At 56.7% G+C, this 18,934-nt stretch carries 16 protein-coding genes and 2 pseudogenes; 10 read left to right on the forward strand and 8 right to left on the reverse strand.

The annotated features are described in order from the left end of the window. The coding region (locus ACIK7D_RS22885) for a LysR substrate-binding domain-containing protein (RefSeq protein WP_400157426.1) at positions 1-543 on the forward strand (543 nt) is incomplete at its 5' end. Positions 544-752: 209 nt separating this feature from the next. Here ACIK7D_RS22885 and ACIK7D_RS22890 read toward each other — a convergent pair. Both ACIK7D_RS22890 and ACIK7D_RS22895 read right to left on the reverse strand, forming a co-directional pair. Next, a pseudogene (locus ACIK7D_RS22890) lies at positions 753-1,270 on the reverse strand (helix-turn-helix domain-containing protein); the annotation flags it as partial. A gap of 159 nt (positions 1,271-1,429) precedes the next feature. Then, positions 1,430-2,020, reverse strand: a complete 591-nt coding sequence (locus tag ACIK7D_RS22895; RefSeq protein WP_400157427.1) for a recombinase family protein — start codon at positions 2,018-2,020, stop codon at positions 1,430-1,432. A gap of 527 nt (positions 2,021-2,547) precedes the next feature. Between ACIK7D_RS22895 and ACIK7D_RS22900 the strand changes: the two genes are divergently transcribed. Next, positions 2,548-3,324, forward strand: a complete 777-nt coding sequence (locus ACIK7D_RS22900) for an EAL domain-containing protein (protein WP_400157428.1) — start codon at positions 2,548-2,550, stop codon at positions 3,322-3,324. Between the two features lie 437 nt (positions 3,325-3,761). Here the strand turns inward: ACIK7D_RS22900 and ACIK7D_RS22905 are convergent, their stop codons facing one another. Continuing rightward, entirely contained in the window at positions 3,762-3,926 is a 165-nt protein-coding gene (locus tag ACIK7D_RS22905) for a hypothetical protein (RefSeq protein ID WP_400157429.1), read from the reverse strand. Between the two features lie 1,039 nt (positions 3,927-4,965). Here ACIK7D_RS22905 and ACIK7D_RS22910 point away from each other — a divergent pair. The 6 genes from ACIK7D_RS22910 (at position 4,966) to ACIK7D_RS22935 (ending at position 9,839) form a co-directional block, all read left to right on the forward strand. After that, the gene (locus ACIK7D_RS22910) at positions 4,966-7,155 is read left to right on the forward strand and encodes an autotransporter outer membrane beta-barrel domain-containing protein (protein WP_400157430.1); all 2,190 of its coding nucleotides are present in this window, start codon (positions 4,966-4,968) and stop codon (positions 7,153-7,155) included. 128 nt (positions 7,156-7,283) lie between these two features. After that, on the forward strand, positions 7,284-7,973 hold the full coding sequence (gene aqpZ / locus ACIK7D_RS22915; protein ID WP_400157431.1) for an aquaporin Z: 690 nt from the start codon (positions 7,284-7,286) through the stop codon (positions 7,971-7,973). 121 nt (positions 7,974-8,094) lie between these two features. Further along, positions 8,095-8,649, forward strand: a complete 555-nt coding sequence (locus ACIK7D_RS22920; protein ID WP_400157432.1) for an invasion associated locus B family protein — start codon at positions 8,095-8,097, stop codon at positions 8,647-8,649. Between the two features lie 122 nt (positions 8,650-8,771). Further along, the gene (locus ACIK7D_RS22925) at positions 8,772-8,948 is read left to right on the forward strand and encodes a YegP family protein (RefSeq protein ID WP_400157433.1); all 177 of its coding nucleotides are present in this window, start codon (positions 8,772-8,774) and stop codon (positions 8,946-8,948) included. Further along, entirely contained in the window at positions 8,932-9,591 is a 660-nt protein-coding gene (locus tag ACIK7D_RS22930) for a L,D-transpeptidase (protein WP_400157434.1), read from the forward strand. Before ACIK7D_RS22925 ends, ACIK7D_RS22930 begins: the two co-directional genes overlap by 17 nt. A gap of 20 nt (positions 9,592-9,611) precedes the next feature. Then, a complete protein-coding gene (locus ACIK7D_RS22935) occupies positions 9,612-9,839 on the forward strand; it encodes a hypothetical protein (protein WP_400157435.1) in 228 nt (75 codons plus the stop codon). Between the two features lie 699 nt (positions 9,840-10,538). On the opposite strand, the gene ACIK7D_RS22940 is transcribed toward ACIK7D_RS22935, so the two are convergent. The 3 genes from ACIK7D_RS22940 to ACIK7D_RS22950 form a co-directional block, all read right to left on the reverse strand. Further along, the gene (locus ACIK7D_RS22940; RefSeq protein WP_149744261.1) at positions 10,539-11,489 is read right to left on the reverse strand and encodes a phytanoyl-CoA dioxygenase family protein; all 951 of its coding nucleotides are present in this window, start codon (positions 11,487-11,489) and stop codon (positions 10,539-10,541) included. A gap of 253 nt (positions 11,490-11,742) precedes the next feature. After that, positions 11,743-13,941, reverse strand: a complete 2,199-nt coding sequence (locus ACIK7D_RS22945) for an EAL domain-containing protein (protein WP_400157436.1) — start codon at positions 13,939-13,941, stop codon at positions 11,743-11,745. Between the two features lie 762 nt (positions 13,942-14,703). Then, positions 14,704-15,348, reverse strand: coding sequence for a hypothetical protein (locus tag ACIK7D_RS22950; RefSeq protein ID WP_400157437.1), 645 nt, complete (start codon positions 15,346-15,348; stop codon positions 14,704-14,706). A gap of 271 nt (positions 15,349-15,619) precedes the next feature. Between ACIK7D_RS22950 and ACIK7D_RS22955 the strand changes: the two genes are divergently transcribed. Both ACIK7D_RS22955 and ACIK7D_RS22960 read left to right on the forward strand, forming a co-directional pair. Further along, positions 15,620-17,053 (forward strand): sensor histidine kinase, encoded by a 1,434-nt coding sequence (locus tag ACIK7D_RS22955; protein WP_400157693.1) that lies wholly within the window; start codon positions 15,620-15,622, stop codon positions 17,051-17,053. After that, positions 17,050-17,694 (forward strand): response regulator transcription factor, encoded by a 645-nt coding sequence (locus tag ACIK7D_RS22960; RefSeq protein ID WP_149744263.1) that lies wholly within the window; start codon positions 17,050-17,052, stop codon positions 17,692-17,694. The genes ACIK7D_RS22955 and ACIK7D_RS22960 overlap by 4 nt, the downstream gene beginning before the upstream one ends. On the opposite strand, the gene ACIK7D_RS22965 is transcribed toward ACIK7D_RS22960, so the two are convergent. Further along, positions 17,691-18,185: a hypothetical protein gene (locus ACIK7D_RS22965; RefSeq protein ID WP_400157438.1), complete on the reverse strand. Its 495-nt coding sequence runs from the start codon at positions 18,183-18,185 to the stop codon at positions 17,691-17,693. The two genes, ACIK7D_RS22960 and ACIK7D_RS22965, sit on opposite strands and share 4 nt — an antisense overlap. 527 nt (positions 18,186-18,712) lie before the next feature. Further along, positions 18,713-18,925 (reverse strand): annotated as a pseudogene (locus ACIK7D_RS22970) (hypothetical protein); the annotation flags it as partial. Positions 18,926-18,934: the final 9 nt, after the last annotated feature.

The following is an 18,934-nucleotide window of genomic DNA, read 5'->3' on the forward strand; positions in this document are numbered from 1 at the left end:
ACTGCCGCGCCTCAGGTCGAACTCGAACTGGTGCAGATGGAAACGGCCGAGCAGCTTCAAGCGATCAATGCCGGCGATATCGATCTCGGACTTTCCCGCCCGCTTACCGGCAATCATCATCTGGAAAACCTGTGCGTTGCGCGCGAACCCATGATGCTCGCCATCCCCCGCGCGCATCCGCTTGCCGCAAAACGCCGACCTGCGCTGGATGCGCTCAATGGTGAGCCCTTCATCATGTTTTCCCCGCCCGCACGCTATCTGCACGACAAGCTGACCAGACTGATAGAGCAGAACGGTATTGCCCCCCGCGTCGTTCAAAGCATGACCCATTCTCAGGCCATCCTCTCACTGGTCAGCGCCGGCATCGGCCTGGCGCTAGTTCCGGCCGGCACCCAAAACGCCTGCTTCGATGATGTGATCTTTCGATCCTTGGATTTGCGAGAAGAATGTCTTGCAGAGCTTCACGCCATTTGGAGTCCCGACAACCGCAATCCTTTGCTGCCGGAAATACGCAACATCCTCACTCTTCGGCATTCCTCGTAAGCCACCGATCACTAGGATGCTTTTGAACCGCGTGGTGGCCAACGAAGTTATCAATGTTGTGAGCGTATTTGCCGTCCTCGGCACGTCGCCCATGAATGCCAAGCAGTTGATTTCCATCGGGTGGCGTAAGATACCCCGACCGTTGCAGGGGCCCCGGAATATAAAACCTCTTCTTCATGCCGGGCTACGCTGCCAAGCTCCAGTTCTGGCCCCGCTCGACAACGCTCACCTCGAATGGCACGCCCTCGCAGGCGCGCCATCTTCGTCGAGAGACCGGTTTCGTCTATAAAGATCCAGCTTCTCCGGATCGAGGCCGAGCTGCCCTTCAAACCAGGCTCGCCGGCGCTTCAAGACATCCGGTCGATCCTGCTCCAATGCATGTGCGGACTTTTAAACGTCCACCCGCGGCCTCGCAGCCAAGCACCGAGCGCACTCCGGCTGACGCCGACCTGCCGCTCAACGCACAGACGCTCGACCATTTCGTCCAGCGTCACGTCCTTGCAATCGTCGATCATCTCGACTACGAACGCCTCGTGCGCATCCAAGCTCGAGGACCTTCGCCAACCTTGCGGCCGTGATGTCGGCTCATCATTGCTGGCCCTTGCGATCCACCGGATTGCCGTCGAAATCGCAACCCCGAACCGGCGGCGGCCTGCCGTGCAGACATACCCGCCGCAGACGTTTTCAATACGGGTAATCGAAGATCGTCGCTCAGTGCTCGAGCCAACATCCACCTCTTCGCTGTGGATGTTGATCAGTTTCGCCGCGCCGCGTCACCTCACAATCGATTCATCAATAGCAGGATCTGCTCTAGTGAGCACCGAGTATGCTTCGCGGTGCATGACTTCGTCTTGTCGCTCCTCGTAAACGCTGCAGATGTTTCAAGTTAAACCGAACGCTCCTCTTCGTTCGCTTTCTTCATCAGTCGCAACTTGGTCAGTCGTCTGAGACTCCGTTGAGAGATGTCAAAACGCTTGGCTACATCCCCAAGATCTTCACGATTAATATGGACCGCGGCAATTGCCTCATCAATCTGTTCGATCGTTAGAGAAGGCCGCCGTCCCAGGTGTTGCCCGCGCTCCCTTGCGGCCCGCATACCGGCACGCGTCCTCTCGCTTATTAGCGAACGCTCGAACTCCGCAAGCGCTGCCATTACGTGGAAAATCAGTCTGCCGCCGGACGAACTTGTATCAATATTCTCGCAAAGTGAGCGGAATTCAATGCCACGCTCACCTAGCTCTTCAACTAGCTCGAGGAGTTTTGACAGCGATCTGCCGAGGCGGTCCAGACGCCACACGACAAGCATGTCGCCTTCTTTCAGGACATCAAGTGCCGCGCCCAAGCCACGTCGCGCGAACGACTTCCCCGATACGCCTCGATCTTCGTAAATCCGCAGACACCCCGCCCGCTGCAGTGCTTCCATTTGCAAGTCCAACTTCTGTTCTTCTGTTGAAACACGTGCGTACCCGATCTTCATTACTATTACATCTCGCTGGAATATTGACTTGCTCCAGCAAAACTCAATCAGACATAGTTTTTATATCGACTATCTCCATTGCGTAGATTGTCTGACGGTTTTGGTGAGCGCTGTTGACAATAAGGGTTCCCTTTCGCCAACTTCCGAACTCTCCGAAATCTGTAGTTGAAATTCTGACAAATCGCCGGGAGATATTTGGAACTGATCTCTGTCCTAATGCGTACTATAAGGGAACCCTTTGTGCGCTGAGGAATTGCAGAAGTCAGGATATATTGGCCTGTTTGGCGGGCCGATCACGGCTCGCCCGTTTGTGCCGGCTAATCCGCAAGCCAGCGAGCGAACAAGCTTTCTCCTTTCGCTTAATTTTTATGCATTGATTTTCCGTGCCATTCTATTTGGCAGCCACGATTCGGTGCAACCGAATTCGGCTCCCAGGCGGAACTGCAACCAGGTATTTTTGACCGCCTGCCTGCACATGTCGTCTGTCCTTGTGGTCCTCCTCTATCCTCCGATGGAAGGGGGGAGCCATGGCTGAAATGCGCGACGTCTTTAAAGCTGAAGTGGCAAGGATCGTCGAGGAAGCGATAACGAATGGCCGTGTGGGTCTCCTCATTCAGGATGTCAGCGCTGTCGATGATTTCGACAAGATCCTCTACGGCGAGTGCCTGGCTCGACTCGGCAGGCCAGATGGGCGCGTTTATGATGCAGCTGAATTTATCTCGTGTTTGGAGGTATCGGGTGCCGTATCGGCCTTCGATCAACATGTCGTAGGGCTCGTTCTGGATAAACTGGATGACGACCCGGACCTGGTCCTTAGCTGCAATCTGTCGGCGGACAATCTGCGCGGTCACGCGCAATGGGATGCGATCGCCGGGCAAATCCAGCTTCGCCCGCATCTGGCCGAGCGACTGGTCCTTGAGCTGACTGAGACGCAAGCTCTGCAGAACGTCTCCTTTGCTGCGACAATGATCGCCGGCATCCGCCACTGTGGCTGCAGGGTGGCTTTGGACGACTTCGGTACGGGCTCCGCCACTCCTGAACTGCTGCAGTTGATCGACTTCGATATCATAAAAATCGACAGGCTCTTCCTTCACAAGAACCGTCGTTCGGCTGATGGGTTTGACAGCATACGGCACTTGGTCGGGTTCGCATCCTGTTTTGCGCCGACAGTGGTCGTGGAAGGGGTGGAGACAGCCGCGCATGTGGCGCATGCCCGCATCGCTGGAGCGACCCACGTGCAGGGGCATTTTATCTCAATGCCGAACGCTCGCGATCACGCCGCCGCAAGAAGGCAGGAGACTTAACCTGAGCTGTCGCGACCGTACTTATTTCGCCCGAAGGGACCCGCCTCCTGTCTTCTATTTCAGACACAAGGCCGTTTTCACTTCGGCACTGTCTGCCATGTCCGGCCCGGTCTCTTCCTTTCCGGAAGTTTCGCCATCAGCGTCGCTATGCTGGTTTCAGGTTCGATCGCAGACCGGATCAGCCGGAGGACATGAGGGCTCTACGACTGAATGGAGCTTGTACTCACTTCTTTCCGGCTTCGATTTACACGGATCTTCAGGGGCGCCGGAGCGGCGGCACACATATCGACGCGGCTGGTCCCCGCAGAATACGGCATCTGCCTGTCTACCTATCGAAACAGGTTCAGGAATATCACCGGCGCCACAGAGTCGACAGGAGGCCCCCCTGACGACGGCCGCCGCGTCCCGCACGGGTGATCAGAACAGCTTGCTTACATTCAAACCGGGCATTCCAGGAAATGAGAAAATGGAGAGATACTCATGACGATCAACTGCGAGACAATCCCGCGTACTTCCAGGATCAGGGACAGGGTGAACAGCAGGTCGCCAGCCATCCCGCGCGAGGGCCGCATGACCAAGTGGAAGGGAATGGTCGCTTCCATTGCTCCAGTTGGCGATGCCGCTTTTCGGTCTGCGGTGTTTGCTGTTGTCGCTCCCGTATTTGTCGGGACCGGTTTGTCAATAGTGTCTGGCACGCCCGCTATGGCGGTGAACGAATGCGGTACGGTCGCGGCAGGTGGGACTGTTATCTGCAACGGTGATGGGACACCCGTAACCGACAGCAGCCCTTACGCCAACGGCATTTTCTATTTCACCCAGGACACGCGCCTTATCATTGATGGCACTGCCGGTGCGCTGACGGTACAACCGGCGACGTCGATAATCAGTATTGCCAACAGAGGCGGGGGCGGTGTCGGAACGCGCGAAGTCCAGATCAACGGCGATGTAACCATAATCACACAGGCGGATGCTACAGCAACGCCGATTTCTGGTGTCCAGTCGTATCAACAGCAGGGTGGCGACGCGCTTGTTGTGCAGAACGGGGGCTCGATCATCAGCCTTGGCAACGGTGCTTTCGGCGCCGTGGTCCGCACCGATGGAACAGGCAACGCAACTGCCATCCAGAATGGTGGTTCGATCTCGACAAATGGTACCGGAGGGTCCGGTGTCGCACTGTTCGCCGAGACCTATGGATCCGGTAATGCTGTTGCCACGCAGAACGGCGGAACAGTCACCACAGATGGATCACATGCCGTATACGCCTTGGCGCGCGGAAGCGGCAATGCCACAGCGACGCAAACCGGCGGAACCATCACGGCGTTGAGTACGACGTTCGTTAACGGAGGTATTGTTGCCCAAACTCTGGGCGTTGGTGACGCACGTGCGACCCAGTCTGGCGGAACCATCGTCACAAATGGCCAAGGCGCCGCGGGTGTGTCTGTCGCCAGTGGCAACGGAGACGCAATCGCTGAGCAGTTTGGAGGTACTGTTACATCCAATGGTAACAATGCGAGTGGTATCGGCGCCGTAACCAATGGAACCGGGAACGCAATAGTCATCCAAGGACCAGGAGGCAGCGCTACGGCGACCGGTGTCAACAGTAATGGTATTGTCGCCTTTGCCCGTGGAACCGGCCTGTACATGGTTTCGGCCGCCGGATCGGTGACCGGCGGTTCGGGAAGCGCTGCCGCTGCGGTCCATACTTCTGGTGCGGCAGGCGGAACGATTGATATCGCATCAAGCGCAGTCCTTGACGGTTCCCGATCCGGGATCGCCATCCTGGACGAGAGTGGTGCTGTCGTCGTGACGACATCCGGCGCTCTCAGTGGGGATATTCTGACGAATGGTGGAAACGACACCATTAACCTGATCGGTGGATCGGTTGCGGGAAAGATCGATTCCGGGGCTGACGACGACACCTTTGTCTGGACTGGCGGCACGCTGACGGGTGGGTTTTACGGTCAGAACGGCTCGGACACGGCGGTTGTGAGCGCTGCGGGGTACGATGGTAGCCAGGTGCTCGACGGCGGCGATGACGTGTCCGTGGCGGATGGCTGGGTGGACAGCCTGACGCTTTCGGGCGTGACGGTCACGGCTCCAGGAGCGAACATCGTCAACTGGGAGACGGTGAAGCTGGATGCGGCCAATCTGACGGTCTCGGATGGGGCGCTGACGGTCGGTTCCGATCCGGGCATGGGCCTTTTCCTGACCAGTGGCTCGACAATCGATGGTCTCAACGCCTTCGCGCTGACCGGCAACATGGATATCGACGGCACGTCGACCTTCACCGCGACAGGCAGCGGCGCCGGGGTCTATTCGGTCTCGGGTGATCTGGTGAGCGCCGGCATCATCACGATGCAGGACGGCGTGCCGGGTGATGTGTTGACGGTCGGCGGCAACTATATCGGCAACGGCGGCACGCTGGTGCTGGACACCTACCTGGGTACGGACGGGTCGGCTTCGGATCTGCTGCATGTGGTTGGCGACACGTCGGGTACAAGCCTGCTCAAGGTGGTCAATGCTGGTGGTCCTGGCGCACAGACGGTCAGCGACGGCATCAAGGTCGTGCAGGTCGACGGCGCCTCGAACGGTTCCTTCTCGCTTTTGGGCGATTACGTGCTCCGGGGCCAGCAGGTAGTGATCGGCGGAGCGTATGGTTATGCGCTCTACAAAAACGGTGTTGCCGATCCCGCCGATGGTGACTGGTATCTGCGCTCACAGCTTCTGCCGGTCGATCCAGTCGACCCCGTCGAGCCGGTCGTTCCGATCTATCAGCCTGGTGTTCCTTTGTATGAGGCCTACCCACAGGCGCTGCTGGCGCTGAACGGTCTTCCGACCCTACAGCAGCGCGTCGGCAACCGCTACTGGAAGGAAGCGACACCGCACGAGCCGCAGACCGTGTTCTGCAAGGATCCCGCGCAGAATTTCAAATGCGCAGTCACCGACGAGCAGGCCGGCTACTACGAGGACAACGGCGCGCGCTCCGTTATCGAAGGCAACGGCATCTGGGGTCGCATCGAGGGTGCGCACGGCCGCGTCGAACCGGCGGTCACCACGAGCGGCACGGATTACGATTACAATCTGTTCAAGCTGCAGGCTGGTCTGGACGGACTGCTTTCGGAAAGCGAAAGCGGCAAGCTGCTCGGCGGCATCACGGTGCATTACGGTTCGATCAACACGGACGTCCGCTCGTTCTACGGAACCGGCAGCATCGATACGCAGGGCTATGGCCTTGGCGCCAACCTGACCTGGTACGGGACGAACGGCTTTTATGTCGATGCGCAGGGTCAGGCGACCTGGTACGCCAGCGATCTTTATTCCGACATACTGGGCCAGACCATGGCCAATGGCAACAACGGCTTCGGTTATGCGCTGAGCCTTGAAGCGGGCAAGCGTATCGACCTGTCGGACGGCTGGGCTGTGACGCCGCAGGCGCAACTGGTCTATTCGTCGATCGACTTCAAGAGCTTCAGCGATCCGTTCGGAGCACGGGTGTCGCTCGATGATGGCGACAGCCTGCGGGGCCGTCTCGGGCTTGCTGTGGAGCGTCAGGCGATGTGGGACGAGGACGGAGAGATGCGTCGTCTGAATGTCTACGGCATCGCCAACCTCTATAACGAGTTCCTCGACGGGACGCAGGTGGATGTCGCGGGTGCGAAGTTCGAAAGCCGCAAAGACCGGCTTTGGGGCGGCATCGGGATCGGCGGTTCCTACAACTGGGCCGACGACAAATACTCCATCTATGGCGAAGTCGCCGCCAACACCAGCCTGAAGAACTTCGCAGACAGCTACACCGTCAGCGGTACAGTCGGATTCAGGGTGAAATGGTGATGGCTCGCCGGCACGCGTGATGCGAATCCACCCATGGCGCCTCCAGCAGGTGGATCTGCTCTCCCCCGGACGTCATCACCGTTCCGGGGGAGAGGTCAGAAACAACAAAATATGACAAAGGAAACAAAATGAACAAGCTCGCGGCGGAATTTATCGGCACTTTCTGGCTGGTGTTCGGGGGATGTGGCAGTGCTGTCCTTGCGGGCGCATTTCCGGAACTGGGTATCGGCTTCCTCGGTGTGGCCCTCGCATTCGGCCTCACAGTGCTGACGATGGCCTATGCCGTTGGCGGTATTTCCGGTGGTCACTTCAACCCGGCGGTCTCCCTCGGGCTTGTGATTGGTGGCAGATTGCCAGCCAGGGACCTCGTCCCCTACTGGATCGCTCAGGTTCTCGGAGCCATTGTAGCGGCTGCCGCCCTTTACCTGGTAGCGTCGGGGAAGAGCGGCTTCGTCGTGGGTGGGTTTGCGTCAAACGGTTATGGCGACCTGTCGCCTGGTGGCTACGGTCTGACGGCGGCATTGATGATCGAAGCCGTACTGACGGCTTTCTTCATCATCATCATTTTGGGCTCGACCGCACCGAACGCACCAGCCGGCTTTGCCCCCATCGCCATCGGTCTCGGCCTCACCCTCATTCATCTGATCTCGATCCCGGTCACCAATACCTCGGTCAATCCGGCCCGTTCCACCGGCGTTGCGCTTTTCGCGGAAACCGCCGCTCTCGGGCAACTCTGGCTGTTCTGGATCGCACCACTGGCCGGCGCGGCAATCGGAGCACTTGTCTGGAAGGGTTTGCTCGCCAAAAACCGGCTTTGAATATGGCTTGGCACAGTACTGTATATGGCGCGGAGTGGTCCCCTGAAACAAGGCCCTCACGCCATCGTCCCGCCCGGCCCGCACTGTCGGGTGGGACACACCCCCACATCAGGTCGATATAATGCTCCGCAAATCCAAAATCATATCATCCATCATTGCCATCGCCGGACTGGCAGTCGCTGCCACCAGCCACGAGGCTTTCGCTCAGGCCGGGGCAACCTTACCCGGTGGTGCCTCCTCGTTGCAGGAAACCTATGACGACTGGATGGTCGCCTGCGTTGTCAATGATCAGAGTAAAAACCAGAAGTTCTGTGCCCTGTCGCAACAGCAAGTCGACAAAAATTCGCGTCAACGGGTTCTGGCCGTCGAATGGCGTCCCAAGGGGGATGGCATCGAGGGGACTATATTCTTGCCTTTTGGCCTTGCTCTCGCCAAGGGTGCGGCCTTTCAGTTCGATGACGGCCCGTTCGGTAAACCAGCCGACTTCAGCACGTGTCTGCCTGCCGGCTGCCTTGTGTCAATCGACTTCAACAAGGACATTCTGGCAGCGATGCGCAGGGCGTCCCGTTTCAATGTCAAAGCCATCGGCCAGGACGGGAAGCACGTCTCATTCACCATTTCCCTCAAGGGATTTGCTACAGCCTTCGACAGAACAAAACAGCTCGTCGGAGGCTGATATCGGACCGATCTTCCACGCGTATCCGCAAAGCAAAAGCCAGGACGCTGCCTGAAGCAAATCAATCAGACGACGATCTTTCTTATCCACGACCATATCAATATAGTAAAACGGAAATCATCATGGCACATAAATTCGAAATCTATCGCGACAAGGCCGGCGAATATCGCGTTCGCTTCAAATACAACAGCGAGATCATATTCGCCACTGAAGGCTATACGTCAAAGTCGGGCGCCCAGAATGCCATTTCCTCTATCAAGAAAAATGGTCCGGAAGCGCCTGTTGAAGACAACAGCTGAAGTAATTCGCGATCCAACGATGTGCGTCTCAAAACCACTGAAGCTTCTTTTTTTCCTCGGTCTGTCGTACCTTGCGGCCTGTGCTCCGCAGGACAAGCTCGGCCGAACGCAGGCCGAACTGGAGCTTCTGCGGACTGGTTATGCCCAGGAACCTTACAAGGTCCACCTCGTGGACAGGAAGAAGTTCAACCGACGTTTCTGGCCCGCGACGGTGCCTGCGCCTGTCGCTGCGGATCCAGGCACCATTCTCATAGATACCAAGGAACGGTCGCTTTATCTGATCCAGCCCGGCGGTATGGCGAGGCGATACGGCGTGGCCGTCGGGGCCAGCGGCTATTCCTGGTCGGGAACGGCAACGATCGATCGCAAGGCGAAATGGCCGGCCTGGTATCCAACCGACGACATGCACAACAGGACACCCCATCTGCCGCGTCGCATTGAGCCCGGTGAACATAACCCCCTGGGTGCCCGGGCGCTTTATCTGTTCCAGAACGGACGGGATACGCTCTATCGCATTCACGGAACCTCGGAACCCTGGTCGATAGGAACGGAGGCATCCTCCGGATGCATCCGTATGCTTAACGAGGACATCATCGAACTTTACGACAGCGTTTCGATTGGAGCGCGCGTCATCGTCAAATGATGATCGCGAACGGAGGGCCAATGGCAGTACATAAGAACGTTTCATTCGGTGACGAGATCAAGCGAGCCGCGCAGGCATTGGAGACCGATAAACAGGGCCTCGCCCGGCATCTTGGCCTTCCTGTCGGAACCTTACGGTCGTGGGAAGCCCGCGGAGCTCCGGCTTATGCGCGTCTTGCCCTTGCAGCTCTCGTGGTCAATCTGAATCCCGATGATGTTCTAAACACGTCGGTAAAGTCCGGAAAGTGAAATCCTGCAAGGCAGCGGCCTCCTCGCCGGCTTGGATCATCCACTGAGGCAGCGTCTCTTTGCTGACGGTTTTGTTGGTTTAGGCTGAACCGCGACGTTCGATGCAATCCGACCGGCCCCATTTGTGGCGGCAGTTTATTTGAAACACTTCGCCAGTGTCCAGTTACGGGGCTTGTCATGGCTCCGTGGCAAAACCATAGCAATCTCGATGCGGTAACCGAGCCACCGCTCTGGTCAGATACATGAACGCCAATGGCAGAGATGGTTTGGCGGTCGGCGGATGACCGGGAAACCGTGTAAGAAAGGTGACGTGTTCGAGCGCGGTGTGTCTCAGTCTTTTCCAAAAGCCGTCGGGTGACAGATGCTGATGCTGGCTTCGGTGGGCCTATTTTGGGCCGCGTACATCTCCCTCGGTGCAGGGCGGGGTCAGCCGGCCAGTCGGCTTTCCGTGACACTATCCCGCACTGTGCCAAGCTAATTCGCAAAAAGCCTTCAGGCACTTGCCACGCCAGAAAAGAAGCCGCATCTACCGGTAAGCAAATAGATTTCCGGTCAGCTCTTACAACAATGTCGGAGAGGATTTCGATTACCGCTCCGCGGAACAGATGCAATGCGCATCCGGACATCCCGACCGGCGTAAAGGCCTCAAGTATGAGGCCTCTTCATTCATAGCCGCATGAGCCGGTTCTGGTTGATGAGTTAACGGACGATGGGCTCACCATGGTACCGCCGCTTTGACGGTTTCGAAACGCCGAAGCCCACCTCCATCATCAGGCGCGGGGTTGTCTTTGCCGGAGTTCCCATATGAAATCCGAAAGGATCTTCAACGAAGCCGGTTCCGGCTTTACCTGTCAATTCGACAACATTCTCTGAGCCGTAGTACTCCAGAATCTCTTCTGCAGGATGACCAACAAGAAGCGTGAGCTGATGTTTCAAACGACGGCGATTATGGCTGCCGCGAATATAGACGTGAGGGCCGCTGTCCCTGTCCACGTCCGACAGATAAAAAAAGAACTTCAGCATACGCCAGTCATCAAGATCGAAATGATATTTGAAGGACGCACGGCTCAGGTCTGCCTCGGATGCTGATTTCGTTGGAAAGCTCCACCAGGTCCGTGTGGTAATCAGTTTCGCTTCCCCGCCAAGATAGTGTCTGGCGATCGCGATGAGCAATGGATCCTCCTGGACAGCCAATGCGGCATTGCACCCCATCACTCTTTCGAAATGATGCCCGCTCAGAATCGTACGTCCGAAACGCCGTTCAGCCTCAGTATGTTCTGCGGGAAGGAACTCAAGTTTTCGTTCAAAATTTCCGAAGCAAGGCGTTTCACGACCAAAACTGGACAGTTCCCGTTGAATATCGGGTGGCAGGCACAAGCCGTTAAAAATGCCGGTTCGGCGCAATTCGTCAGCGATGATTTCCGGTCTTAGTTTCCCGAACATCGAGGAAGTCGTTTCCGTTGAACCAGGTACAGTACGGGCTGTGAGCCAATGGGCCTTGCGAAACGGCATCGTGCGGGCCAGCATGAACATGGGTAACCAGGCTGGATTCTCCCGGAAATCAGTTAGATATGTCGGTATACGCGCCGCCATACGCTGAAATTTGCCACCACGGCGGGCAACGGCTTCCAGATCGGGAGTAGTCGGCATCGAAAATCCTCGTAACTATTGACGCAAATTACCTCCCAAGCGTCATCAAATTAGTCACGCGCCCATGATGCTGCAAAGCAGCAAAAATAACCGATGACAACATATAGCCTTCCTGATGGAGCATAAATCCGCGCGTTTCCGTTTCACGGTTCAGACGGGTGATGAGGACCTGCAATCCACGGCAAGCCGTCATCGGTGCCCAAAGTCCTGTTGTCGGCTGATCATGAGCACTTCGAAGATGGCGCCGCTCAAGCTAGGAAATGCCTGCATAGCCTCGAAGGTTCGATGCCGTATCGGGGGAGGCTAAAAGCAGCGCGCGAGCCGCCTCGGGCGAAAGAGGTCGTGAAAGCAGGAAGCCCTGGAGATAGTGACAGCCCATATTCATCAAAATGTGGCGCTGCTCGTTTGTTTCCACACCCTCGGCCGTGATCTTCAAGCCTTTGGCTCGCGCGATATTGATCATCGCGAGGACGAGGGCCCTGCTATCGCTTCTGTGCATCTCCTCGATGAAAGATTTGTCAATCTTGATGCGATCCACCTCAATTTTCTGAACCCGCGAGAATGACGAGTATCCCGTTCCAAAATCATCGATGGCAAATCTAACGCCAGCTGCGCGCAGAGCTCCGATATTCCGCTCCGATCGACCGTCCTCACCCGTGGCAACGCTTTCCGTTATCTCGATTTCCAAGCGGTGAGCCGGTATTTGCCATTTTTCGAGCGCCGCTATTACGGTCAGCGGATAGGCAGGCGAACATAGCTCCAGAACGGAAGCGTTGAGCGCGATGTCGACATTGGGAAATTCAGCCATCATCGCACAGGCATCTTCCAATATAGCGCCACCGATTTCGTGGATCAGGCCGCACTCCTCCGCCAGCGGAATGAATTGCTCAGGACTTATGTAACCGAACTCTGGATGGTTCCAACGTGCCAGTGCTTCGAAAGAACAGAGCACACCCTCCCCTGCAGAAAAAACAGGCTGATAGAATGTTTCTATCTGCGCGCCGTCATTGACAGCTTTTCGCAGGTCAGCCTCCAAAGCCCTCCTCTTGCGAAGCAGCTCATCCATATGGTCACCGAATATCGCGTATGTATTTCTGCCGGCAGCTTTCGCATGATACAGCGCAATGTCAGCCTGCCGGATAGCTTCGTTTGCGTCGAAGACGCCTTGCTTCAGGGCGAGACCTACGCTTGCGCCGATGGCGATATGTGTGCCATCGATTTCGAAAGGCATTCGAAGTTCTACCACGATGGTCTTTGCGACCTGCTCTGCCTCGGGGAACTCGTTCAGCTTGACAAAGACGGTGAATTCATCGCCACCGATCCGCGCAACGAGCGCGTCGGGCAAAAGGCCCGTCAGTCTCGCAGCAACAAGGGAGATCAATTTATCCCCTGCGGGATGGCCGAGTGAATCGTTCACCTCCTTGAACCTGTCGAGATCGGTGAACAGCACGGCATGCACCTCGCCTTCCCTCGCATTTTGCGCGGCCACCGCAACTCGCGCGTGGAATTCGGAACGATTGGCAAGACCCGTGAGACCGTCATGTGTCGCCTGATATTGCAACTGCTCACGGCTTGCCTGAAGACGGTTCGATCGTCTCCAGAATGCATTTCCCCCGAAGCTTGCTGCACTGAATATAGCAAGAAATGCCACCGCAATTGCGGGAATAGTGGCCGCGAGAACTTTGTGTCCGGGTTTGAATGGTTGCCACTCGAAATAGCCTACCACATGTCCGGATCTCGACTGCAACGTCAGATATGAAAAACGAGGGTCCGTCGGATGATGAAGCGTGAAGCGCAGATTGCGGAACTGGTACTCCTGGCCCACGGTTGCCGCGAGATCTCCATCTAGAAAGCGAACGGCGACATGCAGATTTTGTTGTCCCGGCTGCTGCTCGATATCTCCCGTGTCGGAAACGATCGGTTTAACGCTGACGATTGCCGGACGTGAGCCAACGTAAACGATGTCCGCTTCGCCAATGGACAGGACCTTGCTGCTCGTTCCCTCCTCATCGCCTGCAACAAGCCGCTCCTTCAGCCTCTTTGCCAATGGCAGATAGGCGGCCGATAAACCACCGCTGATCCGGGCATCATTGGGATCGACAACAAATTGATAGATTGGATTGACATCCGCTGTCAGTACGATTGCTGCATCGTGCCCGAAATAGGTATTCATCCATACGCCGAGATTGGTGTCCATCCAGTCGCGATTTCGAGCGATGGAGTTGCTGACCGCATCATCCCAAACGGTGACACTTTCCTGATCATGAGCGATTGATGACTTCAATTTGGAAACCGTCAGAGCGACGACATCGCGTTGTCTCGCCACTGCGATCGCGTCGCTTGCGGCCGCTGCCCAATAGAGCGATAAGAGGAGAAGGCCACATACCGCCATCGATACCATGACGGGCAGGCTAAATCTCCAAAACCATTTCGACTGCAGCAGGGTTAGCATTCGTTCATATCCGCCTCTGTTTTGTCCACCCTATGTGAATGAAACTTAAAACTGCTGGAACCAATATAGTTAACTATGGCTAAGAAGGCGCTCGTACGGCGCCGTACAGAGCGATCTGCTGCCTTGCATAAAAGTGTATTGATTCAGCGAAGAACATAGCAGCCCGAGTCCTGATCGAGACTGTTGAGCGCAGCAGCGCCACGGCGGGGAGAGACGCTGGATATGTCACACGCCATGGCAGCCTGCGACATCGCATCGACAGAGGACCGGTCCGGTAAATGATCTTTGACATTTCATCCTCCGAAGGTTGGACGGATGGCACTGAGTGCCGAAGAAGTACCTTCGATGGTACGTCGGATACATTCGGTCGGGAAATGCGCGAAGCCCGCAAAGGCAATTTAAGAAAGATCTCCTGCCGCCACCGCGCGGCCAAAGGGAAAGGATGTAGTGTCAGATCGTAAGTTTCGGCCTTGCTGTTCCGCAAGGAGCCCTACTCAAAGGCTGGACAAGAAGATTCCCCTCGCCGGTGTTACGCATCCCATGTGGCCGCCCATATGATATCACCGGATCAAGCCCGCGGCGGGCGGCTTGATCCGGCGATAATGCCGGTTATGACTCCGGCAACGGGTTGGCGTCTGTCGGCGCCAGACTGGTAAATGACAGTTCAAAAAATCGCCGTCATGGACGTGGTGACTGAATCTAACCCCCTCATCGCGGAAGGGGCAGTACCTCAAGGTTGCCGCAGCACTATCGGCTGGTATCTCAGTTCTGGGCTTCCTCTTCGAGAGCCTCGCGAACCTCCGCGATTTTGCCTGTGTCTGTTCCAGCGCCCAGAATGCTCTTCGCCTCCGCGATCTCCTCGCTGGTCACCGGTCTGTTTGCCAACTGTTCCAACGCCGAAACCAGCGCAGTCTCGCTAAGCGCGGGATCCGTCGGCACGGCCGTTACCCCATACTGAATTTCGAATTCAGCATAAGCCTTCACATAAGCTGCAAGCGCTGCCATCTTGGGATCGTTGGAATTCAGATAGGCATGAAAATTTCTCTTCATCGAATTCAGGCTGCCAGTGCCCGACTTTGCGCTTTGCGTTTTCGATTTCTCGCCGTGTGTTTTTGAGGGCTTGTCTGAATGATGCGATTTCAACGATGCCGAAGAGCCCTTGTTCGCGGATGAGTTGGAGGAAGCCCGGCTTTCGCCGGCATCGGATTTCCCTCCACCATGGCCTCCCCCGTTGCCACCGCCGTTCCCACCACCGTTGCCACCGCCATTACCACCGCCGTTTCCGTCCTTGGCAAAAGCAGCATAAGTGAAGCCGACGGTATCTCCTGCCATCGGGGCAACGGCGAGGACAAGACTAAGGCTTGCGGTACCGATCACAGAGCGGATTTTCATGAGCAGGTCCTTCATAAAGTTGGGCACCGCCCCTGTCAGAGAGCCGCGGTCCCAGCAAATCGTTACGCACTACAATATTGCCGAAATTTCAGGTTTCTACTCCGCTCGGACCTATGCCTTGAGCATTCCGACCATAGTCCGATTGATCGCGCCCAATGGTCCCTGATTGTATGGACCGGAGAACTGGCTCATCTTCGGGACAAACCGTTGCCTCCTTCGGGAGACAACGGTTGACACTCCGCTTTGGCGGGATAGCTATAAAGGTTGGGGGAGATGAGTGCTGATCATGCGTGTTCTGCCGACAAGCCGTGAGTACAAAGTGCCTCTGGCAAGTCTGGTCGCACGCTGGAATTCTCAATCCCTCGCAAGGCAGTTCCTCTTTGCGGGTGGTGTTGTCGCGATCTGTGCGATGGTTGTCGTGGGTTACTTCGTTTCCAGCCTGATCGAAAACGCCGTGACGCGTAATTCCGCGGCGACGACGGCGCTTTATGTGGATAGCGTGATCGCCCCTCTTCTGCCTGATATGCAAACCACCCAGGCTCTGGACGATTCGATAACGCGGGCCCTGGACGAGACACTTGGCCAGGGCGCACTTGGAAAGCGCCTGTTTTCATTCCGGCTCTGGCGCAGCGATGGAACAATTCTCTATTCCAGCGACAAGAACCTTTCCGGCAAGCAGTTCCCGCTTTCTGATGACCTCAGAACGGCCTTTACCGGCCGAATGGCAGCAAGGTTCAATCGGATAGACGACGTCGAGAGCGAGGCCGAACGCGACAGTGACAAACCACTTCTGCAAATCTACAATCCGGTCCTGCAGCCCTGGTCTGGCAAAGTCGTCGCCGTCTCTGAATTTTTCGAGGTGGCCCATGATTTCGAATGGAGCCTTAATCGGGCCCGGCTGTTGAGTTGGGTAATGGTTGCTACATTTACGATGACATTTTTCGCCCTCTTGTCGATCATAGTCCTGCGTGGAAGCCGTACGATCGACAGCCAGCGCAAGGCACTCAGTGACCGCATCGGGGAACTGTCCGCACTGCTGCGACAGAACGAAGCGTTACGCGCACGTGTTCAGCGCGCCACCCAAAGGGCAACCTCCCTCAACGAGAGCTATTTGCGTCGCATCGGTGCTGACCTGCACGACGGTCCCGCACAATTGGTCGCCTACGCCTCTTTACGACTTGACAGCCAGACACTCACCGACCCTCGAACTCCCGCCGAAGAACGTGAAGCGTCCTTGACAAAAATCAAGGTCAGTCTTGACGACGCCATGGCGGAAATCCGGGGCATTTGTAGTGGATTGATGTTGCCACACATAGAAACGGATAGCCTTGCTGACCTGCTGAAACGTGCGGTCCTCGCGCATGAGCAGCGCACAGGCGTCTCCGTCGAACTCTCGTTGAACAAGAGGCCTGCGAGCCTTTCCACCTCGGCAAAGATATGCATCTATCGTTTTGTACAGGAGGCTCTGAACAACGGATATCGCCATGCTGGCGGCATCGGGCAAAAGGTTGCGCAAACATCTGAAAACGGACTGATTATCGTCGAAGTTATGGATAAAGGGCACGGCTTCAGCATGAGCGATGTTTCGCCCCAGAAACTCGGCCTTGCCGGCCTCCGGGACCGCGTGGAAAGCCTGGGAGGCGTCTTCCATCTTCGTTCATCAAGCCGGGGAACCATCGTGCGGATGTCGCTTAATATCGCGGAAATGGAGCAGGCATGACGGCGCAACAAATAAGCCTGGCAGTTGTGGACGATCACCCCCTCTTCAGGGAAGGCGTCATCCGAAGCCTGACGGAAATGGACGGATTCAATGTCGTCGGAGAGGGCAGCAGCAAGGAAGACGCTCTGCGCATAGCGGCAGAGCACCAACCCGACATCCTGCTGCTTGATATCTCCATGCCTGGGGGTGGGCTCGAAGCTATCTCGCTTATACTTGATCGGGTGCCCGGTCAGAAGATCGTGATGCTGACGGTTTCCGAGGCAGGCGATGACGTCATGGCGGCGCTGAAGAGTGGAGCGAAGGGCTACGTCCTGAAAGGGGTTGGATCACGCGCACTTGCCGATATCATTCGAAGCGTCGCGGCAGGTGACAGTTACGTTGCGCCTACCTTGTCCGCACGCCTGATTTCGGGAAGCGGATCAGGCGCCCGGGCCAATCCCTTTACCGCATTGACGGATCGGGAGCAGGAGGTGCTGGAGCTTGCATCTGCCGGATTAAGCAACAAACATATCGGTCTCAAACTGGACCTCCACGAAAAGACGATCAAACACCATATGACACAGATTTTCACCAAGCTTGGCGTAAGCAACCGGACGGAAGCCGCGATGGCGTTTCGCGACGAGATTGACAGGCGCCGTTAACGAAGGAAGGATCTGAGCCGCTGCTCGTCTGCAACCGTTGCATCGCGGTTGACGATTGTACGGCCCTTTGAGTCCTTCATCACGTATCGCCCCCGCTGCACAGTTTCACTGATGCCGTCCTTATGGCGAACGGTCAGGGCGCCGCCGGCTTCATTCGTTGCGTCATCGGCATCAGTCTGGCTTTTTGCAGCACTTCCAGTGCTCGACGACTGGCCGCTATTGTTTGCCTTGCCACCCGAATTGCCGTTGCCGTTGCCGCCACTGTTACCGTTGCCTCCTCCGTTGCCGCTTCCCCCTCCGTTTCCGCCACCTCCGCTACCTCCGCCGCCGCCGTTCCCGTTGCCACCGCCGTTGCCGCTTCTGGCCTCAGCCACTTGCTCGGCAAATGTCGCAGAAACACCGTGAATTTTTATTGTATAAGGGAGAGCCGCGTTGAAGAGAGTCAACAGCAGGTACGGGAAAACGGCGATCAGTTTGCGGCGCAATAACACATCTGGCTCCTGAGGTACCGATTGGATCCGGCAACGGGTAGCACGCGAGAACCGGTCGGCAAGGTTTTGAACGCCTTACAAATCGTCGCGACACCGCAAGTGGTCAAGCCCTGGCCTGAAGAGAAAACCTCCTTTGGACTTCAGCAATCGCCTAAGAGACTTTTGCACCTGAATAACATTAGACCAAAGTCGGAAGCGACATGGGCAGAAGCCTCATTGCCTGTTGGTTTCCACGCAGAACTGAGCCGGTTACCCGGCAACGATTGCTCTCTCTATAACGGAGATAATGTCGACGGGGTCATGCCTCTGAGAACAATCCCTACCGCGCTAGTGAAACACTCACAAGGGTTGCGGTAGGTCCGACGTCCTGAGGCACCCAAATCCACAACTCGCGGCGGAGGTCACGAGACGGGGAACCGTCATAGGGCAGCGAATTCGTCGCCGAGGGCGTCGTGATCTCCGCCTTCTTCATAGAACGGATCCCGAGCGCGATACGCGTCGATGACAGTTCTCAAGTGTCGGGAAATTTTCACGCGGAGAAATACCCGGATGCGATCAGTATCGTAGGCTTTGTCCGCCAGCACGATTGTTCCAGGTCCATCGTGGTCGAGCAGATGGTCGGCGGCTTGTCCGTCATGTTCTTGCCTGCCGCCATCGACGCACGGCACCCCCCGTGGCTTGTTGGGTAGCAGCGACTTAATCGCGCGCCATTCAAAGTCTGTCGGGTCATGTCGGCTCATAGGGACCGC

It is taken from the genome of Agrobacterium sp. P15N1-A (genome assembly GCF_044626815.1).
Lineage (GTDB): Bacteria > Pseudomonadota > Alphaproteobacteria > Rhizobiales > Rhizobiaceae > Agrobacterium > Agrobacterium leguminum.